Here is a 20,188-nt window from a genome sequence, read left to right as displayed (position 1 = left end):
TCCACCTTCAGGAGGTGGGGGCAGCACCACCACTACAACCTGAGGCGGAGAGGGCTTCGGGACCTGGGGCCGATCCGCGACGGTAGTGCCCGCTCCTAGCGTGGACCTATGACCACGCCAGTCTGCACAAGCGCTTCCAAGCCCGCCGCGCCGGTGCCGTCGTACGCGCCCCAGACGCGCAGTGCGACCTACTCGTCGTTCTCCTCGTACGTACGGGCGCGGGGGCCCGTACTGCTGCGTACCGCCCGCTCGCTCACCGCGAACCCGAGCGATGCCGAGGACCTGCTGCAGACCGCGCTCACCAAGACCTACGTCGCGTGGGAGCGGATCGAGGACCACCGGGCGCTCGACGGCTATGTCCGCCGCGCACTGCTGAACACCCGCACCTCACAGTGGCGCAAGCGCAAGGTGGACGAGTTCGCCTGCGACGAGCTGCCCGAGCGGGAGGCCGTGCCCGAGACCGACCCGGCCGAACAGCAGGTTCTGCACGACGCCATGTGGCGCGCCGTGATGAAGCTGCCGGACCGGCAGCGGGCGATGGTCGTCCTTCGCTACTACGAGGATCTGAGCGAGGCCCAGACGGCCGAGGTGCTCGGCGTCTCGATCGGCACGGTCAAGAGCGCGGTATCGCGGGCGCTCGGCAAGCTCCGCGAGGACCCGGAGCTTTCGCCGGTCCGCTGACCTGCCGCCGGCGGCGCGGTGCCCCTGCGGATCCGGACGGCCTCCACCGTGATTCCTTACTCCCGGGTAGTGACATACCGCGCGGTATGTGAGCAGAATCTACACACCCGTAACTGCCACGTAGCGCTAGCGCCCACCGGGAGGACGCCGTGCTGAGCACCATGCAGGACGTACCGCTGACTGTGACCCGCATCCTTCACCACGGGATGACGATCCACGGTAAGTCACAGATCACTACCTGGACAGGGGAAGCCGAGCCGCAGCGCCGCACCTTCGCGGAGGTGGGTGCGCGGGCGACCCAGCTGGCCAACGCCCTGCGGGACGAACTCGGAATCGACGGCGACCAGCGCGTCGCCACCCTCATGTGCAGCAACGTGGGTAAAACACTCTCGGTGTGACCTGGGGTTTTGCGGCGTTAGGGCAGACAGACGGCCCCGGCCCCTCCTGTGGGAGGAACCGGGGCCGTCGTGGGCAGGAGACCGCGCCGCCCGGTGGGGGAACGAGGGCGGCGCGGCCGGCTCGTGCGGGGCCGGGGTTCAGCGGCCGGGATCGCCGAGGATGGCCAGAGGCAGCACCACAGCGACCGAACTGATGATCATCACGAGGCAGAAGAGGCGTTGTCTCATCGTGAGCGGCCTCGGTTGTGAGTGAGGGTGTAGTAAGCCGTTGCCGCGCCGCATAACGCGGCGATGGTGCCGAGCATGGTGATCATGGGCCGTCTCCTCCGGGCAGTTCCCATGAAGGCCCGTCGGGCGCGTTGTACCAGACGGTTTGCCGACTGGGCGTGATGGTCATGTGGAAGTCATCGCGATGCGGCACGTTCTCGAAGATGGCAAGGTCTTCCACGACATCCCACAGGCGCCGTGGCCCGATCTGGCGGACGGAGCCGGAGACGTGGGCGGTTGCTGTTGAGCCGTCCTCGGTCCACAGGCCAACGGCCGTGAGTTCGCCGTCATCGTCCCGCCACGAGCACGAGCTGTGGCCGGGCAAGGCGATCGACAGGGGAAAGCGCAGGCGGTCGAGGACGTCGGTTGGCGCCACCTTGGTATCCGTTGGTTCCACGCTACGCACCGCGTCGAACGCAGGGGCAGCGCCGGGCGTCCGGCGAGGCATGAAGTGCGCGGGTGTCGGCAGGAACCTGCCCGTGGCGTGGCCGGGGGCGGTGATGGTGGCACGTAGTACGCCGTACCCGATGGGGGCGACGATGATCGCGCCAGGTGCGGCCTGGTCGAGGAATGGGGCCGGCACGGCACGCAGCGCGGCGGTGGCGATGATCCGGGTGTAGGGGGAGCGCTGCGGCCAGCCGCGGGCGCCGTCGCCGGTCGTCACGAAGGGGCGGTACCCGGCCTTTTCCAGCCGGAAGGCCGCAGCTTCCACGAGGCTCGGGTCGACATCGATACTTGTCACGTTGTCGTCGCCGAGCCGGTGCGAGAGCAGCGCCGTGTTGTAGCCGGTGCCCGTCCCGAGTTCGAACACCGTGTCGCCTTGGTGAGCGTCGAGGGCGTCGAGCATTTCCAGCATGAGGGCGGGTTCGCTTGACGAACTGGTGGGGATGCCGTGTTCGTCAAGCTGGGTGGTCAGTGCCTGGTTCGAGTAGATCGTTTCCATGTAGCCCGGGTCACCCAAGGTGACACTCCGCCACGACCTGTCGTCAGACTGGGCGTAGTAGCGGGGGACGAATACGTGCCGGGGGACGGCCGCGAACGCGTCTACCCACCCTCTGTCGAACTGTGGGTCGAGTTCCGCGGCGAACGTTTGCCGCAGCGCGGCCGACACTCCGGTGTCCGGCCAAGTCATTCGGTGTCTCCTTGCAGGTAGTCGGCATGGGCAGCGGCGATCGGCAGGCCGGTTCGGTTCTCCACCCATGCCCATGTGCCGGCGGGGTTGTTCTCGAAGAACACCCACTCGTCATCAGGAGTCACGGCGAAGTCGAACGACCCGAACACGATCCCGTAGTAAGCCAGGAAGCGCCGTACGCCGTAGATGATGTGGTCGGGAACGGACGTGGTGCCGTACTCGATGTGTTTGTAGTCCGTGCGCCAGTCGGTACGCGCGCGTTCCGACGTGGTGTGCAGGGTGCCGCCGAACACCTGATCGCCCACGGCTACGAGGCGTACCTCGTATGCCTTGTCGATGGCTTCCTGGAAGTAGTGGGCGGTGGTGCGGATGCTGTCGTCGAACTCCTTGGCATTGACGTAGTGCGTGGCCACCATCAGGGAGCGACCTTCTTCGACAGGGAGGCGCCCGCCGAGGATGGGCTTGCAGATGATCGGGGCGTCGATCTGCTTTGCGAATGCTTGGGCGGCCTTGGGGTCGTTCGTGATGAGGCTGCGTGGCACCCTCAGTCCGCAGTGCGTTGCGGTGGTGAGCTGCTGGGGCTTGTGGGCGGCGATCCGGTCGTGATGAGGGTTGTTGATCCATCGGACACCCGGGAGGGCTGCTAACAGGTTGAGTAGGGCGGCGTCAGCCTGGTTCTGGGCCCACGTCGCATATGGCTCGGGGACGGTGTCGGCGATGGCGGAGCGTCCGGGCCGCCTCCAGTAGACGGCCCGGACGTCTTCAAGCCGCGCCGTCCGGTGCCCGTCGTCCAGTACCCCGGTCCATCCCAGCTCGGTCGACCCGTGGCCGGCTGTGAGCGTGAGTTGTTGGGGGAACACGGCGGCGTCGAACCGTATGACGGGAATGTCGCGCTGGTTCAGCTGGTCGACGACCATGTCGGCAGCCGCATCGAGCTGTTCAGCGACGATGAGCACAGGGCGGGCGGCGCTTGTCATGACGCGGGCGCGTAGTACGGGTCAGAGACGTCGTCGCCCTGGCCGTCGAGGTTGGTGTCGGTGGTCGAAGCGGCCATGTCCCCCGTGTGCCAGGGGGTGCCGTCCGCGTTCTCGTTCAGCTGCCGGCCACTGTTCCACGTCACCCCGGCGATTGAGGTGGTGACTAGGCAGGGCGGTGCCGCGGCACGCGCGGCGAACGGAATCGTGGTTGTCGTCATGTTCCCTCCAAGGGAATGCGATGGGTGGTGCAGGGCTCCCGCCGCGCGCTCGATTTTCCTGCGCGTTCGCCGTTCGGCGGACGCAGCAGAGCGCGCGACGGGGGTCTATGGGGTGGCGCTGCTGTAGAGAGCGGCGCCGAAGGCGGTCACGATCAGGGCGACGAGGACGGTCGTGATGACGATTTCGCCGATCTGTGACAGGCGGCGTGGCGGTCGCGCGGTCACGGAACCTGGTACCGGCGGTGCAGGTCGAGCAGCGTGTGAGTGGCGTTGGCGAGGTTGCGTGTGTACATCCATGCCGTGTAGTTGGTCGTGGTCGGCGTGGGTCTGTGGGCAAGGTCGAGCAGTTTGTACAGGGCGCGGAACGCTGCGATCACAACCGGGTTGTTCTGCTCGCCTGCCGGGTAGTCCTCGCGTAGCAAGCGCTGGGCGTGCTCGGTCAGTTCTTGCGTGTGCTGGTCGACTTGGCGGCGCGGGGGCACGTCGAGCCAGATCGTGTTGGCTTTGCTGATCGCCTCTTGAACGGCGTCGACGTTGATGGGCGGTTCGGCGTTGGCGCTGTGCGCCCCTGTGGCCGTGCCGACTGCCTTCTTTTCGGTTGTGGTCACCATCAGCCCCCTTTCAGGCCGAGAACTTTCGGGGTTCGGTGAAGAGGTAACCGTGCGGTCACCCTCCGCGGGTACCGTTGGAAGCTGGTGACAACGTGAACGCCATGAACGCCGTCGGGAGATGAGGCATGGCCACGAAGAAGCGCACACCCAACCCTGCGCTTGCGGGGTTACTTGACCAGGCGAAATTGACGCGGACGCAGCTTGCGCAGCGCGTGAATCGCCTCGGCGTGCAGGCGGGATTGGATCTTCATTACAGCCAATCCACCGTTTCGCACTGGATTGCCGGTGCGCAGCCGAAAGCCGAGGCCAGGGCGCTGATCGTTGAGGTGCTGTCGGCGCAGCTTGGTCGACCGGTCACGCATGCCGAAGCTGGCCTGACGCCCGCTCCGTCTGTCTTGAGGTCTGAACCGGCGGACACTGTCGAGGAGTTGATTGACCTCGGAAGGGCGGATATGGACCCATCCCGTCGCGGCGTGCTCGCCGCAGGCGTGTTCTCGGCGGCACTGGCCGTTCCCGGCTTCTCCGGCGCCGTGCATGCTGCTGATCAGCCGGTGAGTCCCGGCAAGAAGACGATTCGTATCGGTGCTTCGCAGGTTCAGGCCGTGCGCACCATGACGGAACGTATCGCGGACATCCTCGACGAACTCGGAGCGGGGCATGCCCGCCCCATGGCCGCCGCGTTCCTTGTCAATACCGTAGGCCCCTGGCTACGTGCACAGGCGACTGAACGGGTTCGCCTCGACATGCTTGCCGCATCATCCGACCTCACGTACCTCACGGGGTGGATGGCCATGTACGAGAAAGCCCACGGCCTTGGCCAGACCTACTACGTCAAGGCATTGAAGCTGGCGAACGAGGCGCAAGACCACGTGACCTACTGCCGGACGCTGCGCGGCATGAGCTTGCAGGCGTCCAACCTGGGCTACGGCCGGAAGTCATTGGAGCTTGCTGACTCGGCTGCGGAAGCGGCGCCCGCCGCAGGGCCTCGACTCGTGGCGTTCCTGCGGGGGCAGCAGGCACACGCCGCGAGCATGGTCGGCGATCGGCACTTGTCGCACAGGCGTCTGCGGGAGGCCGAGGCCGCACTATCCAAAGCCGACAGCCGGCGAGATGCGATCGGTGGGTACGATCAAACAGCGTGGCTGTTCCACGTTTCCCATGTGCTGTACGAAGAACGAGATCTTCCTGGCAGCATCAAGGCACTTCAGCAGTCCATCAAGGTGCAACCGAAAGTGGAGCGTCAGGGGCGCGTGCACTCGTACGCGTTGTTGGCGCAGCGGCAGTATGCCTTTGGACACCTCGACGCCGCCTGCGACTCCTGGGGGCGGTTCCTGGACGAATACGAGCATGTCTCTTCGGCTCGTGGTGACGACCACTTCGAGATGATGACCACTCAGCTGCGGAGGCATACGAACGCCCGGCCGGTTCGAGAACTGGCCGGCCGCGCCCGCAAGGTGGCGGCATTGAAGAACTGACGGGGAACCCTGAAAGCACAACGACGCCCCCCGTACGGCCACGCAGGGCCGTACGGGGGGCGTTGCTGTGTCACTTGGTGGCGAACTGCCAAAGGGACAGGGTGAGGCCGAGAGCTCCGACCAGGGCGGCGACCGATGGCAGGGGCCACCGGGAGCGTTCGAGGGCGTCGAGCCGTTGGTCGTGGTCGGTGAGCTGCTGGTCGGTCTGGTCGCCACGTTGTACGAGCAGGGCGAGCGATCCGTCGACGCGGGCGAACCCCGCAGCCATCGTGCCGCGTAGCTTCTCCAGCTCGACGGCGACGGACTCGGGCCGGGATGGCTGGGTCACGCGCTACCGCCGTTCTCCTCGTCGACCAGGCCGAGGCCGACGCGGTCGAGCAGCTGCTCGACGGTGGGCAGGGCCATGACGCGCGCGAGGCCACCTGCGGCGGCGAGGCCGCTGGCGACCCAGGGCAGGGAGTCGGACACTCCGGACGCGGCGACGATGCCGGGGAGCGCGACGGTGAACGCAATGACGCCTTGCAGAACGGTGCGGATGGTGCGCTTGTTGGCGGGTGCCATGGCTATTTCTCCGGTGGGGTGAGGAACGTACGGGCGGGGGTTGATCAGGCGGCGACGCCGAACCCGTGCCGTTTGGCAAGGGCGTCCAGCGAGGCGCGGCCCGGGATGCCGTCGGCGGCGGCCCCGGAGTAACCGCATCGGCGCTGCCACGCGGCGTACGCCGCCTTGGTCTGCGTGCCGTAGTGGCCATCGACGTACTTCCGGGCGAGCAGTCCCTCGGCGGCGAGGGCGTCCTCGACGATGCGCGCGCCCGCGTACGAAACGGGGGTACCGGCCTGAACCGAGTCGTGGCGGGCGGCGGCGATCAGCTGGGAGAGGGCGACGACCTTCGCCGGCGGCTTGCCCGGCGTCGGCTTGCCCGGCGCCGGCGCGGTGTCGTCGTCGAGGAGCTGGGCGACGCGTGCCCTGATCTTGTCCATGGTGAGGGCGGGCCCGCCCTTGTGGCCGATCGGGCCGCGGGGGTCGACCTTGCCGGTCTGCCATTCCGAGTGTCCGATCACGGAATGGGCGCCCCACCCGTGCGCGCGGCAGATGCCGGCGGCGGTGCGGGCGATGGCCTCGACCTGAGCCTCGGGCCACGGGTCGGCGTTGTCGCCCAGGTTGATGCACTCGAACCCGTAGAACGACCGGTTGCCGTCGGCGTTGAGTTCGTTGTCGACGGGGAGCGGGGACCGCTCGGCGATGACGGCGTCGAGTACGTCGTCGTCGCCGCTTCCGGCGTGGTTGGCGCGGCCGAAACCGACGAGGTGCACGGTGCCGGTCTTGTCGATGACGCCATGGCACAGAGGGCCGGGCAACTTGGTGTATCCGCTGCGGCACAGAGCGACGCTGTGCGCGGTGCCCTCGCTCACGGTGTGGTGGATCATCACGCCGTGCAGCGGGCCCCATGCGCCCTTGTGGTTGCGGTTGTGGGTAGGCCAGGAACCGACCTCGACGACGCTCACGCCTTCGCGCTTGATGGCGTCGCGGAACGCGGTTGCGGACAGGGGGGATGCCATAGGGGTTGTCTCCAGACATGAAAAAACGCCCGCAGCGCGGTGCCGGGGCGTACGGAAGGTGGGAGCGTCAGACCATGGCCAGGGCCATGACGGCAGGGTCGAGGCCGACCTCGCCCGTCGACTGGTTCACGGTTGCGGGCAGTGACGCCTGGCTGTTGAGGCACCATGCGCGCTGAAAGGCGGTGCCAAGGAAGAAGTTCGCCGGGGCGCTCGGGCTCTCGTTCTGAACGTGCATGTAGTAGAAATCCGTCGCACTTCCGGCGGACAGCAGGAACGCAGCCCAGTACCGGCCTGGTTGCAGGTCGGCCGTTGCCGTGAGCGATACCGGGACGGCACCGATGTGGTTGTCGTTCCCGCCGGGCGCGGTTCCGGCGATCTGGCCGGCGGCTGGCAGGCTCGACACGAGTCCGGATGTGGCGACGCGTGACCCGCTCTCGTTGTAGATCCCGGCATAGAACCGGGCTGCGGGGACAGCCGTCGATCCGGCCCACCCGCGAGCGAAGATCACCACGCGGTTTACCTGGGTGGGTTCCGTGATGTTGATCCCGCTCATGTAGATGCGTTGCAGTACGGCGGCCTTGAGCGTCGTCGGGTTGCTGACGTGGGCTGGGTCGCACGACCACGCCTGAAAGCCGAGGCTCTGCGGGGTCCATGTGTTCTTGGCGACCGCGGTCGGCATCTGTGCGATGGGGAGCCTGGTCGAGGCGTCGAGGGACGCGACACCGTTCGCTGCGCTGCGGGCGGTCGTTGCGAGGGCGCCCACAGTCGCGGCTGTGTGGGTGTGGGTGGTCGCCGAGGCGCCCACATCGGCGGCGGTGAGGTTGACGGCGCCCGTGTACCCGTTGACGGACGCGACGGCGCCCCCGCTCGATGCCGGGAGCTGCGCGGCCGGGACCTTACCGGATGCGTCCAGCTGGGCGACGCCGTTCGCTGCGCCCGGTGCGGTGGCGGGCACGGCGCCTACGTCGGCGGCGGTGAGGACGACTGCGGCGAGGGACTGCCCGTTGACGGACTGGACGACGCCCGGCGTACCGGGCGTTCCCTGGTCGCCGTTGACGCCCTGCGGGCCGACCAGCGAGGCGAGCCACTGGGCGACGGTGCCGGTAAACCCGTTCTTGACGGCGACCTCGTACGCGCTGTCGCCGCGTACGGCAACGTAGTTCGGCGTTGAGGGATCGGTCGGGGCAATGTCGGCGAGGTCGACCGCGGGCGTCTCGGCGGGCAAGAGGATCTGATAGACGCGGTTGACCGGCACGCCTGCGAGCTGTTCGGCGACGGTGTACGACCAGCCGCTCGGGTTCATCCCGGGGGCGTTGGTGGCCGGTAGAACGATCTCGAACGCGCCCATGGCGTCAAGCGGCGCGGTGACGGGCCCGCCGAGGATCACGTCGTACGCACCGAACGTGACCAGGCCGGGCGCGCGCCACACGACTTGGCCCGTCAGGGGCTTTCCGTCAGGCGTCAGGAACCGGCCCGTTACTCGGACTGTCGGTATTCCCTCGGGGAGCGGCATCGGTGGTGTCCTCCATTGGCGGCGGGGCGCTGGGGTTGGGGTCGTTGCCCGGTTCGGGCATCACGCCGCTGCTCGCGGAGTCCGGAGCGGGGGCGGGGGTCGGGGTGGTCACGGGGCCTCCGAGGGCGTGAACGTGTTCCGGGTGTAGACACCGAGGCAGTTCGTTTGGATCGGGCCGTTGCCGGACCGTACGGAGTGTTTCAGCCGGTAGTTGACGTGGTTCATGAAGTCCTGCCGGACAGGCTTGGTGATCTGCCGTAGCGTCCAGCCGTTCGAGGTGTTGGCGACCCACGACTCGATCACGCCGTCGCTGTCCTCGAACCGCACGTCGGCCGTGGTGCCGGCGGGCGTGTAGGTCTCGAATGCGGCATAGAGGACCGGGTTCATGAGCCTGGTCGCGCCGGTCCATGCGGTCGTGTCGTTCGTGCTGGCGGTCATCTGTCCGGCGGTCGATTGCATCGGGATCGGCATCGACGGCCGGCCGAGGAACCGGCCCGAATAGGCGTCGTCCATGACGATGATCCGGTCGGGCGCGGTGGTGTCGCGTGACCACATGCGGATCATTTGGGCTTTGCCGCTGTTCACGTCGTCGCCGACGGTAAGGGCGGCCGTGCCGTTTTCGCGGCCGAGGCCGACACCCCAGTCGCCTTCCGGGGTCTGCCCGACGACGAACGTCCGGATGCCGCCGGGGGTCTTGGCGATCAGCTGCCCGCCCTCGCCGATCACGACGTCGCCGTTCAACACCTGGTTAAGGGCGGGGCGCATCTGTGCGCGCCCGCGAAGCTGCCTGATCTCGCGCTCGATGGTGGCGAGGCGGTCGAGTACGTCCTGTGGCACGTACGGCACGGTTACGGGACCTCCAAGTACAGCTGCGCGGTTTCGGGGCGTCCGCGCTCGGGCGGGGTGACGGACATGCCGACGACGCGGTATCGGGCGTCGAGGGCGGTCGGGTGCCACAGGTCGCGGATGCGGATTCGGATCGTGGCGCCGAGCAGGGCGGGCGTGATGGTCCCGCCGAGCAGGACCGTGATTTCTGGGATGGTCACCGGGTTGCGGGCGGCGGTCCAGTCGGCGCGGGCGTGCGCGTCGAGGGTCGTCTGTCGCTCAACGGTGGTGTAGTCGCTCGATCCGTCGAGGCGGGGCCACCCGGCGTCGATGTCGTCCTCGGCGACCAGAACCGGCGAGGTCAGGGGGTAGCTGTCTACGGCCTGGTTCTTGTTGATGCTCGCGCCGCGGCTCTGCCACCCGTTTGCCTTGGCGGTCGCGTCGATTGGCCATGTGTAGGACAGGACCGGCCCCGGATGGTCGAGGACGATGTCGGATGCGCCGGTACGGATCACGGGGTGCCCCAGTTGCAGCCGCTTGACCCTGCGGCCGTCGCGGTCGCGGAAGCTTGCGATGCGCCATTCGAAGCCGTCCTCGACTGCGGCGAGGTCGTCGAGCAGGTCGCCGATGCTGTTCAGGTCGTAGCGGGTGAACGTGCGGTCGCGCGGTACGCCGACGAGGCCGGTGTCGTATGTGATGCCGATGTCGCCGCCGCGGGTGTTCTGCGCGTAGTCGACCAGGCCGCGCACGATGTCGAATTGATCGACGCCGTCGGCGGTCTGGGTGTCGAACAAAAGGCGCCGGTAGAGATAGGACTCCCACCCGCCGGCCTGTATCTGTGCGCCGAGGCGCCCGCGGCTGTCCGAGGCGAGGGCGAGCGTCCACAGGACACCGCCCCACCACAGCTCGCGCCCCCGCTCGACCCATACGCCCGTACGGCCGGGCAGGATCGCCCGGCGTGCCCGCTCGGCCATGGCGCGGTTGGGGATCGGCACGGTGCCGGTGAGCCGGCCTGTCTTGCCGATGTAGTCGTCAAGGGCGACGCCCTGTACGGGCAGGGCGTCGAGCAGCTGGTCGGATCGCAGGTCACAGAACAGGACCCGGTAGGGGGTGGCCACGTTCACCCCCGATCACGTGACGAAGCATCCGGACATGCGGATGGTGCGGCCGGTCTGGATCGTTCCGGCCGGCACCCACACGCGGAGGGTGATCAGTCCGGCGGTGTTCAGGTAGGCCGTTCCGTCGCCGAATCCGTCGGATGCGGCGAGTTCGAGGTCGTGCCCGCTCGGGGGGCGCCACCCGGACGGGAGGGTGACGAGCGGCTGATCGGCGATGTTGCCGCCGGCGGGCGAGGTGATCGTCGCTCCTGTCCGCTGGACGGCGACAGTGAATGACTGAACGCCGGGCACACGACGGGCGTGAAAGGACGTAACCGAGTAGCCGGTCGAGGCGGTCGCCCCCGTGGTGGTGACGAGTGGCGTCTCGGTCGGGGCGCGGTAGGTCTGCCACGCGCCGAGCGGGCCCGACCAGCGTTCCAGTACGCCCCCGCTGTCGCGGTACTGGCCGTCGTAGGCGCCATCGAATGCGAGTCCCCAGCCGCGCGGGATGATGCCGCCGGCTGCCGCGGTGTAGCGGCGCCGGTCGGCGAGGGCGGCGGCCCAGTTGATACCGCCCACGCCCGCGGACGCGCCCGCGGGTACCGTCACGTCCCACAGGCGCAGCGTGGCAGAGGGCATGTTCGGCGCCTCGGGGGTCGCTGACGGGGTACCTGGGACGATTTCGACGCGGGCGAGGTTCTGCCCGCTGGTGTCGAACAGCTGGTCGTAGACGCGCAGCGCGACGGCGTCGATGCGGCCGAACTGTGCGTCGCCGTCGGCGAACTGGACGGTCACGGGTGCGTCGAGGGCGATCGGGTATGCGCCCTGCGCGTCGGTTCCCTGCACCATGGCGCGCCCGACACCTATCTGTAGGCCCATCGCGCCGGCTCCGGTCGCGGCGAACGGGTTTCCGCCGGCGAGCACTCCGTCGCGGATGCGGGTCTCTGTCTCGGGCGTCATCGGGGCGACGGGCGCGAGGCGGGTGTCTTCGCGGGTCTGTCCCTCCGGCAGAAGCCATGCGGTACGCACGGTCACGGGCGTGTCTCCTTACCAGTAGGCCGAGCGGTAGCGCACGGTCGCGGACGCTGCGGGATCGCTGCTCCCGGTTGCCGCGCGAAAGTGGAGGGTCGATGTGCCGGGCGGGAAAGTGAACGTCTGCTCGGGCACAGAGCGCGAGGTCGCGGTGTAGATCCGCGACGCGGTGCGGTTGAGGACGACCGTCCCAGCAGCCGTGTCGATGCTGAGGACGTCGTCGGCGGCGAGCGCGATGTCGTATTCGAGTACGTCGCCCGTGCCGATGTTGGTCAAGGACGGGCGCACGACAGGCCCCCGGAACTCGATCACGGGATGTGTGTCGGCGTCGCCGACGTTCGCCGCCGTGACTGCTCCGGTACTGCCTGGCGCGCCGAAGGACAGCGGCCACGCCAGCGGCCACGACAGTCCAGCCTCGGACGCGGGCAGCATCGAGGAGGCGGCGCGGGCGGCGAGTTCGTACCGGCGCGGGTCGGTCGCCACGAACTCAAGGGCGCCGCCCGTGATGGTACCGAGCCGGTACCCGAGCGTCGCCGGAACGGCCCGACGGGTCGCTCGCGCGTACGCGAGCAGGGGCCCGCGGTCGTCGAGCCACGCGACGAACGGTCGCTCGTCCTCGACCGGCACCGTGCCGGCGTTCAGGGCGCCGACGACCGCGCCGACGGATGCCCGCGGGGCCCGGATGACCAGGCCGTCGAGGCCGATCGTCCGGGCCTGTGCGAGCAGGCCACCGGGGAACGCGCCGTGCGCATCGCTGCGCACGGCCGTTCCGGAGTCGAGGGCGGGCAGGTCTTCCCACCCGGTGATACCGCGCCACCGGTACGGGGTGCCCGCGCCGAGCAGCAACTCGCCGTACTGCACCTGCCCGGGGCGGGTGACCAGGGAGCCGACCATCGTCACCCCCTTGCCTTCGCGAGCCAAGCGAGGGCCTTCGCGTTGTCGTCGGGGGTGCCGTTCTCGGCGGCGTGCCAGTGCTCGACGTGGACGGTCGCGCCGGACGCCGAGGCGGTGAACGGGTTCCCGTACGCGCCTGCGCCCGCGAGGGCGGGCGAGAGGGACGGAACGTTGGGAGGGGTCACCAGATTGCGCATCGTGCGATCCACCGCGCCGGCGCCGCCTTCGATGCCCTTGACCAGACCGGCGGGAATCCACCGGCCCACCTCGCGTGCCATGACGCGCGAGGGCGAGGCGATGCCAAGAGCCTTGGCAATCGGGCCCGGTACGAGATCCTTCGCCCAGCTGGTGAGCGTGGATCTCAGCCAACTGCCCATGGATTTGATGCCGTTCCACAGGCCGCGAACGACATCCTTGCCCTTGTCGACCAGCAGGGTTCCAAGGTTGCCGATCGCCGAGCCGATCCGGCCGGGCAGGCCGCGCACCCACGCGATCGCCTCGCTGGCCTTGGTGACGATCGAGTCTTTGAAACTGGACAGGGCCGACACCGCGCGGTCACGCAGACGCCCAGAGAGAGGGGCGAGGGCGTCGAACGCGCGGCCGGGCAATCCCTTGATCCAGTCGACGGCGGCGGAGACTCCCGCGCCGACGAATTCGCCGATCTTGATCGCGGCCTCGCCGATCAGCCGGCCGGCCGCTTGTACTGCGCCCTTGGCCAGCTCCCACGCCCTGCCGAAATCGCCAGACAGCAGCGCGACGATGGCGCCGATGATGGGTACGACGACTTGCTCGATCACGGCGGCGAGGCCGTTCGCGAGGATGCCCGCGAGCTGTCCCACCAGGCCGATCAACGGTTCGATGATCGGCATCAGGGCGTTCAGGGCACCGATCAGCAGCTCGCCGATGGCGGGCAGCAGCGGGGCGAGGGCGACCAGGATTTGCCCGAACGCCTCGCCGATGGTGGCGAGCGCCGGCGACAGGGCGACGATCAGCCGGGCGAGGATCGGCAGGACCGTTTCCGCGAGATCGCCGAGGACGGTCGCGAACGGAGCGACCAGGCCCGGCAGTTGGGCGATGATCGGCCGCAGGGCGCCCGCAAGGGCGTTGACCAGCAGCATGACGACCGGCGCGGCCTGGGCGATCACGTCGCCTACCGCAGTCAGCAGTGGTGTGAGGGCCGGCAGCAGTGACGCGACCAGCTCGCCGATGACGGGCAGGATCGGCGACAGGGCGTCGATCAGGACGCCGAACGCGTCCGCCGCGACGGCGAGGACCGGGCCGAGCGCGTCGACGATCGGCTCTAGGCCGTCGCCGAGTGCCGTGACCAGCCGCGCGAGCGGCGGGCCGAGCGAGGCGAGGGCGGGGCCGAGAGCGTCCGCAAGGGACGACACCAGCGGGCCCAGCGCGCCCGCGAGGGCGGACAGGACCGGCCCGCCGGCCTCGGCGAGGGCACCGATCAGACCGCCGAGCGCGGGCAGGATCTCGCCCACCGCGCCGAGCAGGCCGCCCAGTCCCTCAGCCGCGCCGCCCGCGCCGGTTGCGACGCCCTCGAAGAAACCGCCGAGGCCGTCGCCGACCGCGCCGAGGCCGGTCGACAGTGCGTCGATGACCGGCCCGGCGGCCTCGACGGCGGCGACCAGGCCGGGCATTGCGCCCTTGGCGAGGGCGCCGATCCCCTCGACCAGCGGCTCGACCAGCGGGGCGACGCCCTCGAACAGGGAGCCGATCTGCGGGGCGAGGCCGTCGAAGATGCCGCCCAACTGGTCGGCCGCATTGACGAACGGCTCGACCAGCGGGGCGGCGAGTTCCTGCATTCGCCCCTTGACGTGCTCCGACAGGTCGGTAAACGCGCCCTTGACCTGCTCGTTTTCGGCGAGCACCTTCGCGCCGAGGCCGATCACGGCGAGCGGCACGGCGGCGAGCGCGCCCGCCGCGACCACGGCGCCGCCGGCGAGCAGCTTCGCACTCGTCGCCGCCGCGCCGATCAGGGGGCCGATACCGGCGAGGCCGCGCCCTGCTTCCTCGGCACCCCCGCCGATGCCGTCGCCGAGGGCGCCGCCCATCTCTGCGCCCGCGGCGACGAACCGGCCCCGCAGGTCCCTGAGTCGCCCGTCGGCGTCCCGCTGGAGACCAACGAGAGCGGCCTCGGTCCGGTCGACTCCGCGCTGTGCCCCGGAGTCGTCGAGGTCGATGAAACCGACCAACTCGCCGATGGTGAGGGCCATTGAGCACCCCCGGCTATGCAGTTGTTATGGAGTTGTCGCGCTGATCACCGCCCGGTGAGCCGGGCGATTTCCTCGGGATCCGACACCATGCGGGGCGTGGTACGCCACGCATGCGCGAACCGAGATTCGGAGGGCAGACCGGCGAGGCGGACCAGGAACGCGCGCGTGGACAGGCCCGCGATGTCCTGGGCCGACATGCCGTACGTCTGAGCGAGGTCAGACTCGACCGCGCCCCAGTTGCTCAGGACCGCTTGCCAGAACTCCGCGGCTTGCCCTTGCCCTTGCTCTTGGGCCTGGGCTTGGCCGGGGCCCGCCGCGGTGTCGCTTTTCCCTTGGCGGCCTCGCGCTCGTCGTACAGCTGCGCGGCGCGTTCCATGGACACGCCGTCCGGCTCGGCAACGTTGGCGGTCGACCACAGAAGGACGATGCCGAGGTGACGGTCGGACATGCCCGCCTCGGTCCAGTGGTCGACGGCGTCCGGGCCGAACAGCGAGCCGAGCAGGCGCCGGATGTCGTCGGGCCGGGCGGAGTGCTGCACGCGGTGCAGCTGGAGAGTGAACAGGGCGGGCAGGGTCGGCGGCAGGGTGTACGTGCGCCCGTACAGCCTGAGCGGTACACCCTTGGGTTCCGGCTCCGCCTGCTCGGCGAAGAACGCGTCGAAGTCGGCGACCTCGACCTCGACCTCGGCTGGCTCGATCAGGGGGTCGGTCACGGGGTCGTCACCACCGCGGCGGTGGTCGGGGCGCCGCACCGGGTGAATGTCGCACCCCATGAAGTCTTGGCGTTCGTCTCGCCGCCGTTCTCGCCCGGCGTGACCGTGCATTCCCACACAGCCCAGGTGGTCTGTGAGGTGTGCCGGTACCGCAGCTTTCCGCGCGACTCCTCGCCGAACTTGAACGCCCACGTCTTGTCGATGTAATCCTGTCCGGCGTCGCGGGTGCCGGACGTACGGGCGTACAGGCCGCTGACCTCGATCTTCGCGCCGCGCTGCATCACATCCTGTTCGTAATACCCGTCGCTGTCGAACGTGGTCGTGTCGGCGGTCTCTTCGTTCTCGCCCGGGTTGTGGGTCCAGCTGGTGAGGTTGCCGATCCGGACGAACGTGCCGGCGGTCTCGGTCGCGACCTCGAATTCCCAGCCGCGGGCGTCGATGGGCCGTCCCATGCAGGGGCCTCCTATTCAGTGCGGTGGTCGGTGGGGGCCGACACGTCGAGGTCGAAATTGACGACGTGTTCGTGCCGGCCGGCGGAATCGGGGCCCATCGGGGCCGGGGTGCCGCGCGCTGCGGCGAGCACAAGCCATGTGCCGTCGGGCAGTTCGACGCCGGCGAGGCCGTGCAACGCGCTGTAGATCGCCCAGCAGCGGCGGCGCGAGACGCGCGGGTCGGGCCCGCCGCGCACGCGCACCTGGAGGCGCGGGGTGTCGTAGGCATTGCGGGTGTCGGGCGCCTCGCCGTCGTACAGCCACAGGGCGACCGCGGCATCGGGCGCGGGAGGCATGATCTCGACGAACAGATCGCCGGTCGTGCCGGTCGGGTCGTAGGTGACCAGGCCGCGCGCGGCGAGCAGGCGGGCGACTCCGTCGAGCGGGTCGGCGTCAGCCACGGAGCGACCTCCGCAGCTGCGCGGCGATGATCTCGGCGACGGTGTCGGCCTGCTCGGTGAGGGGGCGTTCGAGGTACTTCGCCGAACGCCCGGCGTCGTGCCGGTAGTTCAGTTCCTCGTGCTGCCTGATCGCGTAAGGCGTGTCATACGACACGGCGGCCGTGAGCGACGACTCGTCGACCGTGGCGACCCCGGAGCGTTCGAGGGTGGCCTCTTCAATCGGGACGACCTTCCTCGAATCAGCGAGGACGTGCTCGGCGGCGATCCGCAGACCTCGCACGGCCCCGGCGCGGGTGCCACGCATGGCGGCGGCGCCGTTCCATCTGAGGCGGGCCCGTTGAGTCACTCGGCGCTCACCTCCGTGCACTGTGGCACCGGGAGCCCCGGCGCGGTGTGGTGGGCGACGCTGATCGCCCGGGTGGTGCGGCCGTCGGGGAGGGTGATCCGCGACTCGGCCGGACAGTCGAGGCCGGGCGCGGCGATGATCTGCGCGGTGCTGGTGACCTCGCGTCCCTCGCGGTCGCGCACGGTCCGGATGGTCTCGGCGACCAGGGCGGGCACGTTCGCGACCGGCGGGCCGTACCGCTGGCCGTACGCGCTGTCGCCACGGTAGGACTCGATCGTGATCCGGTGCCGCAACAGGTACCGGGGGACGTTCACCAGATCACCCCCGGCAGCAGTCCCGCGCGCGTGAGGGCGCGGTGTGCGCGCGGCGCGAGGTCCACGTCGCCGGCGGCCTGGGGGGCGTCGCGGCGGTCGCCGAGCGATACGGGGCCGATCGAGACAGTTCCCCACCGGCCCGCAGCCCCCGTGCCGTCGTCGCCCGTGGCGAGCTGGTATTCAACCTGGGCGCACGCGGCATCGGCGAGGGCCTGAATCACCTTCGTGTCCGTCGGCATGCCGAGGTCGTCCGTCCGGTACACGGCGGTGAGTAGGGCGTCGTCGATGTCCTCGGACGCCCGCGCGAGCAGCCGGTCGGCGTCGGTCGGGGCCGGCTGGCCGGTCCACGCGGCCAGCTGCTCGGGGGTGGCGTAGACGCGACCGGCCACCGGTCACCCCTCCTTCGCGGTCTTGCTGCGGGAACGCGAACGCCCCGCCGGCTCGGGCGGGGCGTTCGGCGCGTTCGGGGTAGCGGGCGGCGGCCCGTCGTCCGCCTCGACGGTGAAGCCGTGGCGGCGGAACCACAGCAGGACACCCGGCGGGGGATCGTCGAGCGGGGCGCGGCCGTCGGTGAAGTCGGCGCCGAGCAGCCGCCCGGCGCGTCCCTCGTCGGGTGCGGTGATGGCGTAGCGCACGGACATCACTGAGCCTTGACGTTCCGCAGAACCGCGGCGGCCTTGGTCGCCTTGAGGACGACCGCGACCGGGCCGAGTTCCACCTCGCCCTTCTTGACGGCCCCGGCGCTGGTGAAGTCCGGAAGCCACTGGCGCACGACCGTTCCGCCGGCGGTCGACACGCCGTGGAAGCCGTCGAGGCCGAGGCGCGCCGCGTACAGGTCGGACAGGCCGGTGATGTTCCCGCCAGCCCCTGCGCCGTCCACGTCCCGAGTCTCAATCGGGATGATCGGGGTGGTGCTGCCCGCCTTCTCACCGAGGTCGACGAACGGGATTCCGTTGTACGACTCGACGGTCTGGCCGAACGCGTTCTCGGTCCGGCTGTAGTACCCGGCCCGCCGGGCGAGAGACCGCACGCGCGCAATGGTCTTCTTGTTCCCGAACAGCGCCGACGGGGTGCCGTCGAGCAGAGACAGGAACTCGTCGAGCAGGTCGAGCGCGTCATGCGCCTTGGCCTGGTCGGTGCCGAGGGTGGCGCCGGTCCAGTCGACGGACGCGTTCGCGTTCATCTCGGTTGCGGTCCCGGTGAGGGCCACGTCGAGGCCGTCGAACCCCTTCTCTGCGGCGGCGGTTTTGTCGCGCACACCGTTGATCACCTGGTCGGCGAAAAACGTCCGCGCGGCCTTGATCTGCTGGCCCATCTGAAAAGCGGTCTCGTTCGTCGCGGCCGGGCCGAGGTTGCCGAGGATACGGTCGACCTCGAACGCGCCGCCGAGCGGGGACAGGTCGACCGTGTACCGGGCGCGCTTCGCCTGGGCCGTCGGGTACTCGGTGTTGAACGGGCGGAACTGGGCGCCCCGCTCGGAGACGAGTCGGGTGTATCCATAGGTCAGGGTCGCGCCCCCGCCGGCGGGGTTGACCACGTCGTCGAACGTGAGGTTGTCGAGCAGCCACGACGACTTGCGGAATTCGTCGATGACCATCAGGTCAAGGTCATCGGTTGTGTTGAGCTTGGCGTCGGCGAGGGTGATCGCCATGGGTGTACTCCTGGGGGTCAGCCGCCGAGCTTGGCGGCGATGGCGTCGGTGAGGGTGGCCGGGCGCTTGTCACCGGCCGGAGGCCCGTTGAACTCGGCGCCGCCGCGGGCAGGCCCGGCGGATGCAGCGCGGTACAGGTCCGGATCGGTGGCGACCGCGTCCGTGATCGCCTTGCGCAGCTGCTCGGCGAACTCGGCGGCCTTCGGGTCGAGGGCGGCGAGCTTGTCGGCGAACTCGCGGGAGTTGAGCAGCCGGTCGGCGTTGGCGCCTTCCTTGCCCGCGGCGCGGTACGCGGCGAGTTCGGTACGCGCGGCGCGCAGCTGCCCGGACAGGTCGGTGACCTGCTGGGTGAGCTGGGAGGGGTCGGCGGGCTTGTCGTCGGTGACCAGGCCGAGGGCCTTCCCGATGTCCTGCGCGAGCTGCTGGCGCGCCTCCTGGGCGGCGTTCTGCTTCGCGACGGTCCGGGCCTTGCCCGCTTCCTTGCGGGCGTCGGTGATCTCCTTCTGTGCCCAGTCGGGCAGGGTCTTGATGTCAGCCTCGGCGGCCTGCTGCGGCGCGCCCTGGGCGCCGGTCGGGTCCTGCCCGCCGGTACCGTCGCCGCCCTGCTGCTGTCCGCCGTCGCCTGCCTGCTGGCCGGTCCCGGCGGCGCCCTGTCCGCCATCACCGCCCGCCGCGCCCCCGCCGTCGGCGTAGAGGACCGGAGAGAACGGGTCGAGCGGGTACGGGTGGGCCCAGCCGGCGCCGTCGAGGCGGTGGCGGGCGAGGGTGCGTATACGCATGGGGTGCACTCCTGGTGCGTCAGGCCCGCTCCTGGCGGGCGCGTTCGGGCATGCAAAAGGGGCCCGCACCAGGCGGGCCCCTCGGTCGTACTGTCGGTGGTCTGTGCTAGGCCGTTTCGTTTGGATCACACCCGCTGGCCGGGGTTGTCGTTGATGATGTCCGTGTGACTAACCGCATCAGCGCTCTGATCTCGGCCTTCGGCGTCCTTGCCAGCATGTTGCTGCTCGTCCTTGCCGTTCGTGAGTACCGCTCCGGAGCGTCGGCCCTCTGGATCGGGACTGGAGCTGTGATCTTCCTCAGTGTCTTGTACACGCTCGTGAGGGACGTGCGGCGGCTCCGCACGGGGCCGATGACCTGACGTGCGTTCCGGGCATCTTCCTCTGGTCCGCCCGTTGATCCAAACGAAACGGCCTAGTCGGCGGCGCGGTCCGTCTCACGCGCGCGGCGGGCGGGCGCGTAGCCCTTGACCCACGCCGTACGGAGGATCGAGGCGCGCGGGTACGGGCAGACTGTCGGCTCCTGGCCGCTCTCGCCTGCCTCGCGGCCCTTGAGGATCGACTCGGCGATCTCCTCGCGCGTTCCCATGCTG

At 69.6% G+C, this 20,188-nt stretch carries 26 protein-coding genes and 1 pseudogene; 3 read left to right on the top strand and 24 right to left on the bottom strand.

Annotated features, from left to right (window positions below; translation table 11 throughout):
- The first annotated feature begins 108 nt into the window (after positions 1-108).
- Together OG883_RS31305 and OG883_RS31300 are read left to right on the top strand one after the other, a co-directional pair.
- On the top strand, positions 109-681 hold the full coding sequence (locus OG883_RS31305; protein WP_266547815.1) for a SigE family RNA polymerase sigma factor: 573 nt from the start codon (positions 109-111) through the stop codon (positions 679-681).
- Between the two features lie 149 nt (positions 682-830).
- Positions 831-1,055 (top strand): annotated as a pseudogene (locus OG883_RS31300) (fatty acid--CoA ligase); the annotation flags it as partial.
- A gap of 334 nt (positions 1,056-1,389) precedes the next feature.
- On the opposite strand, the gene OG883_RS31295 reads toward OG883_RS31300, so the two are convergent.
- The 4 genes from OG883_RS31295 to OG883_RS31280 form a co-directional block, all read right to left on the bottom strand.
- Positions 1,390-2,457 carry a methyltransferase domain-containing protein gene (locus OG883_RS31295; RefSeq protein ID WP_266547812.1) on the bottom strand — a complete coding sequence of 356 codons (1,068 nt, stop codon included), beginning with the start codon at positions 2,455-2,457 and terminating at the stop codon, positions 1,390-1,392.
- Positions 2,458-2,474: 17 nt separating this feature from the next.
- Complete coding sequence (gene tgmB / locus OG883_RS31290; RefSeq protein ID WP_266547809.1) at positions 2,475-3,455, bottom strand: ATP-grasp ribosomal peptide maturase; 981 nt, start codon at positions 3,453-3,455, stop codon at positions 2,475-2,477.
- Complete coding sequence (locus OG883_RS31285; RefSeq protein WP_266547806.1) at positions 3,452-3,673, bottom strand: hypothetical protein; 222 nt, start codon at positions 3,671-3,673, stop codon at positions 3,452-3,454. Before OG883_RS31285 ends, tgmB begins: the two co-directional genes overlap by 4 nt.
- A gap of 221 nt (positions 3,674-3,894) precedes the next feature.
- A complete protein-coding gene (locus tag OG883_RS31280; RefSeq protein WP_266547803.1) occupies positions 3,895-4,284 on the bottom strand; it encodes a hypothetical protein in 390 nt (129 codons plus the stop codon).
- A 125-nt stretch (positions 4,285-4,409) separates the two neighbouring features.
- Here OG883_RS31280 and OG883_RS31275 point away from each other — a divergent pair, with 125 nt between their 5' ends.
- Positions 4,410-5,759 (top strand): hypothetical protein, encoded by a 1,350-nt coding sequence (locus tag OG883_RS31275; RefSeq protein WP_266547801.1) that lies wholly within the window; start codon positions 4,410-4,412, stop codon positions 5,757-5,759.
- A gap of 70 nt (positions 5,760-5,829) precedes the next feature.
- Here OG883_RS31275 and OG883_RS31270 read toward each other — a convergent pair whose 3' ends face one another.
- The 20 genes from OG883_RS31270 to OG883_RS31175 all read right to left on the bottom strand — a co-directional run bounded on the left by OG883_RS31270 (position 5,830) and on the right by OG883_RS31175 (position 20,184).
- Positions 5,830-6,087, bottom strand: a complete 258-nt coding sequence (locus tag OG883_RS31270) for a hypothetical protein (protein WP_266547799.1) — start codon at positions 6,085-6,087, stop codon at positions 5,830-5,832.
- On the bottom strand, positions 6,084-6,320 hold the full coding sequence (locus tag OG883_RS31265; RefSeq protein ID WP_266547796.1) for a hypothetical protein: 237 nt from the start codon (positions 6,318-6,320) through the stop codon (positions 6,084-6,086). Before OG883_RS31265 ends, OG883_RS31270 begins: the two co-directional genes overlap by 4 nt.
- 44 nt (positions 6,321-6,364) lie before the next feature.
- Complete coding sequence (locus OG883_RS31260; protein WP_266547794.1) at positions 6,365-7,318, bottom strand: N-acetylmuramoyl-L-alanine amidase; 954 nt, start codon at positions 7,316-7,318, stop codon at positions 6,365-6,367.
- A gap of 67 nt (positions 7,319-7,385) precedes the next feature.
- On the bottom strand, positions 7,386-8,747 hold the full coding sequence (locus OG883_RS31255) for a hypothetical protein (protein ID WP_266547791.1): 1,362 nt from the start codon (positions 8,745-8,747) through the stop codon (positions 7,386-7,388).
- 192 nt (positions 8,748-8,939) lie between these two features.
- Entirely contained in the window at positions 8,940-9,668 is a 729-nt protein-coding gene (locus OG883_RS31250; RefSeq protein WP_266547788.1) for a hypothetical protein, read from the bottom strand.
- 11 nt (positions 9,669-9,679) lie between these two features.
- Entirely contained in the window at positions 9,680-10,774 is a 1,095-nt protein-coding gene (locus OG883_RS31245) for a hypothetical protein (RefSeq protein ID WP_266549618.1), read from the bottom strand.
- A 12-nt stretch (positions 10,775-10,786) separates the two neighbouring features.
- A complete protein-coding gene (locus OG883_RS31240) occupies positions 10,787-11,788 on the bottom strand; it encodes a hypothetical protein (RefSeq protein ID WP_266547785.1) in 1,002 nt (333 codons plus the stop codon).
- Between the two features lie 12 nt (positions 11,789-11,800).
- A complete protein-coding gene (locus OG883_RS31235) occupies positions 11,801-12,679 on the bottom strand; it encodes a phage tail domain-containing protein (RefSeq protein ID WP_266547783.1) in 879 nt (292 codons plus the stop codon).
- Positions 12,680-12,681: 2 nt separating this feature from the next.
- Positions 12,682-14,904 carry a hypothetical protein gene (locus tag OG883_RS31230; RefSeq protein WP_266547780.1) on the bottom strand — a complete coding sequence of 741 codons (2,223 nt, stop codon included), beginning with the start codon at positions 14,902-14,904 and terminating at the stop codon, positions 12,682-12,684.
- Positions 14,905-14,948: 44 nt separating this feature from the next.
- A complete protein-coding gene (locus OG883_RS31225; RefSeq protein WP_266547778.1) occupies positions 14,949-15,101 on the bottom strand; it encodes a hypothetical protein in 153 nt (50 codons plus the stop codon).
- A gap of 44 nt (positions 15,102-15,145) precedes the next feature.
- Complete coding sequence (locus tag OG883_RS31220) at positions 15,146-15,616, bottom strand: hypothetical protein (RefSeq protein WP_266547776.1); 471 nt, start codon at positions 15,614-15,616, stop codon at positions 15,146-15,148.
- Complete coding sequence (locus tag OG883_RS31215; protein ID WP_266547773.1) at positions 15,613-16,068, bottom strand: phage tail tube protein; 456 nt, start codon at positions 16,066-16,068, stop codon at positions 15,613-15,615. Before OG883_RS31215 ends, OG883_RS31220 begins: the two co-directional genes overlap by 4 nt.
- A gap of 11 nt (positions 16,069-16,079) precedes the next feature.
- Complete coding sequence (locus OG883_RS31210) at positions 16,080-16,508, bottom strand: minor capsid protein (protein ID WP_266547770.1); 429 nt, start codon at positions 16,506-16,508, stop codon at positions 16,080-16,082.
- Entirely contained in the window at positions 16,501-16,854 is a 354-nt protein-coding gene (locus OG883_RS31205; RefSeq protein ID WP_266547767.1) for a minor capsid protein, read from the bottom strand. The genes OG883_RS31210 and OG883_RS31205 overlap by 8 nt, the downstream gene beginning before the upstream one ends.
- Positions 16,851-17,168 (bottom strand): hypothetical protein, encoded by a 318-nt coding sequence (locus tag OG883_RS31200; protein ID WP_266547764.1) that lies wholly within the window; start codon positions 17,166-17,168, stop codon positions 16,851-16,853. Before OG883_RS31200 ends, OG883_RS31205 begins: the two co-directional genes overlap by 4 nt.
- Positions 17,165-17,557, bottom strand: a complete 393-nt coding sequence (locus tag OG883_RS31195; RefSeq protein WP_266547762.1) for a hypothetical protein — start codon at positions 17,555-17,557, stop codon at positions 17,165-17,167. Before OG883_RS31195 ends, OG883_RS31200 begins: the two co-directional genes overlap by 4 nt.
- 3 nt (positions 17,558-17,560) lie before the next feature.
- Positions 17,561-17,809 carry a hypothetical protein gene (locus tag OG883_RS31190; RefSeq protein WP_266547760.1) on the bottom strand — a complete coding sequence of 83 codons (249 nt, stop codon included), beginning with the start codon at positions 17,807-17,809 and terminating at the stop codon, positions 17,561-17,563.
- Positions 17,809-18,819 (bottom strand): major capsid protein, encoded by a 1,011-nt coding sequence (locus OG883_RS31185; protein ID WP_266547757.1) that lies wholly within the window; start codon positions 18,817-18,819, stop codon positions 17,809-17,811. The genes OG883_RS31190 and OG883_RS31185 overlap by 1 nt, the downstream gene beginning before the upstream one ends.
- Positions 18,820-18,836: 17 nt before the next feature.
- On the bottom strand, positions 18,837-19,598 hold the full coding sequence (locus OG883_RS31180) for a hypothetical protein (RefSeq protein ID WP_266547754.1): 762 nt from the start codon (positions 19,596-19,598) through the stop codon (positions 18,837-18,839).
- Positions 19,599-20,010: 412 nt separating this feature from the next.
- A complete protein-coding gene (locus OG883_RS31175; RefSeq protein WP_266547751.1) occupies positions 20,011-20,184 on the bottom strand; it encodes an Rmf/CrpP fold protein in 174 nt (57 codons plus the stop codon).
- Positions 20,185-20,188: the final 4 nt, after the last annotated feature.

The sequence above is a fragment of the Streptomyces sp. NBC_01142 genome, from assembly GCF_026341125.1.
In the GTDB taxonomy this organism is placed as follows: domain Bacteria; phylum Actinomycetota; class Actinomycetes; order Streptomycetales; family Streptomycetaceae; genus Streptomyces.
The sequence above is the reverse complement of the archived record's forward strand: the minus strand, read 5'-3'. Positions and strand labels throughout refer to the sequence as shown.

Excerpts from the sequence above, each read along its gene's own strand:
- OG883_RS31175 (WP_266547751.1), bottom strand. The coding sequence starts at position 20,184 with ATGGGAACGCGCGAGGAGATCGCCGAGTCGATCCTCAAGGGCCGCGAG.
- OG883_RS31235 (WP_266547783.1), bottom strand. The coding sequence starts at position 12,679 with ATGGTCGGCTCCCTGGTCACCCGCCCCGGGCAGGTGCAGTACGGCGAG.
- OG883_RS31230 (WP_266547780.1), bottom strand. The coding sequence starts at position 14,904 with ATGGCCCTCACCATCGGCGAGTTGGTCGGTTTCATCGACCTCGACGAC.
- OG883_RS31185 (WP_266547757.1), bottom strand. The coding sequence starts at position 18,819 with ATGGCGATCACCCTCGCCGACGCCAAGCTCAACACAACCGATGACCTT.
- OG883_RS31280 (WP_266547803.1), bottom strand. The coding sequence starts at position 4,284 with ATGGTGACCACAACCGAAAAGAAGGCAGTCGGCACGGCCACAGGGGCG.
- OG883_RS31190 (WP_266547760.1), bottom strand. The coding sequence starts at position 17,809 with ATGTCCGTGCGCTACGCCATCACCGCACCCGACGAGGGACGCGCCGGG.
- OG883_RS31225 (WP_266547778.1), bottom strand. The coding sequence starts at position 15,101 with ATGTCGGCCCAGGACATCGCGGGCCTGTCCACGCGCGCGTTCCTGGTC.
- tgmB (WP_266547809.1), bottom strand. The coding sequence starts at position 3,455 with ATGACAAGCGCCGCCCGCCCTGTGCTCATCGTCGCTGAACAGCTCGAT.
- OG883_RS31285 (WP_266547806.1), bottom strand. The coding sequence starts at position 3,673 with ATGACGACAACCACGATTCCGTTCGCCGCGCGTGCCGCGGCACCGCCC.
- OG883_RS31265 (WP_266547796.1), bottom strand. The coding sequence starts at position 6,320 with ATGGCACCCGCCAACAAGCGCACCATCCGCACCGTTCTGCAAGGCGTC.
- OG883_RS31180 (WP_266547754.1), bottom strand. The coding sequence starts at position 19,598 with ATGCGTATACGCACCCTCGCCCGCCACCGCCTCGACGGCGCCGGCTGG.
- OG883_RS31215 (WP_266547773.1), bottom strand. The coding sequence starts at position 16,068 with ATGGGACGGCCCATCGACGCCCGCGGCTGGGAATTCGAGGTCGCGACC.
- OG883_RS31260 (WP_266547794.1), bottom strand. The coding sequence starts at position 7,318 with ATGGCATCCCCCCTGTCCGCAACCGCGTTCCGCGACGCCATCAAGCGC.
- OG883_RS31305 (WP_266547815.1), top strand. The coding sequence starts at position 109 with ATGACCACGCCAGTCTGCACAAGCGCTTCCAAGCCCGCCGCGCCGGTG.
- OG883_RS31275 (WP_266547801.1), top strand. The coding sequence starts at position 4,410 with ATGGCCACGAAGAAGCGCACACCCAACCCTGCGCTTGCGGGGTTACTT.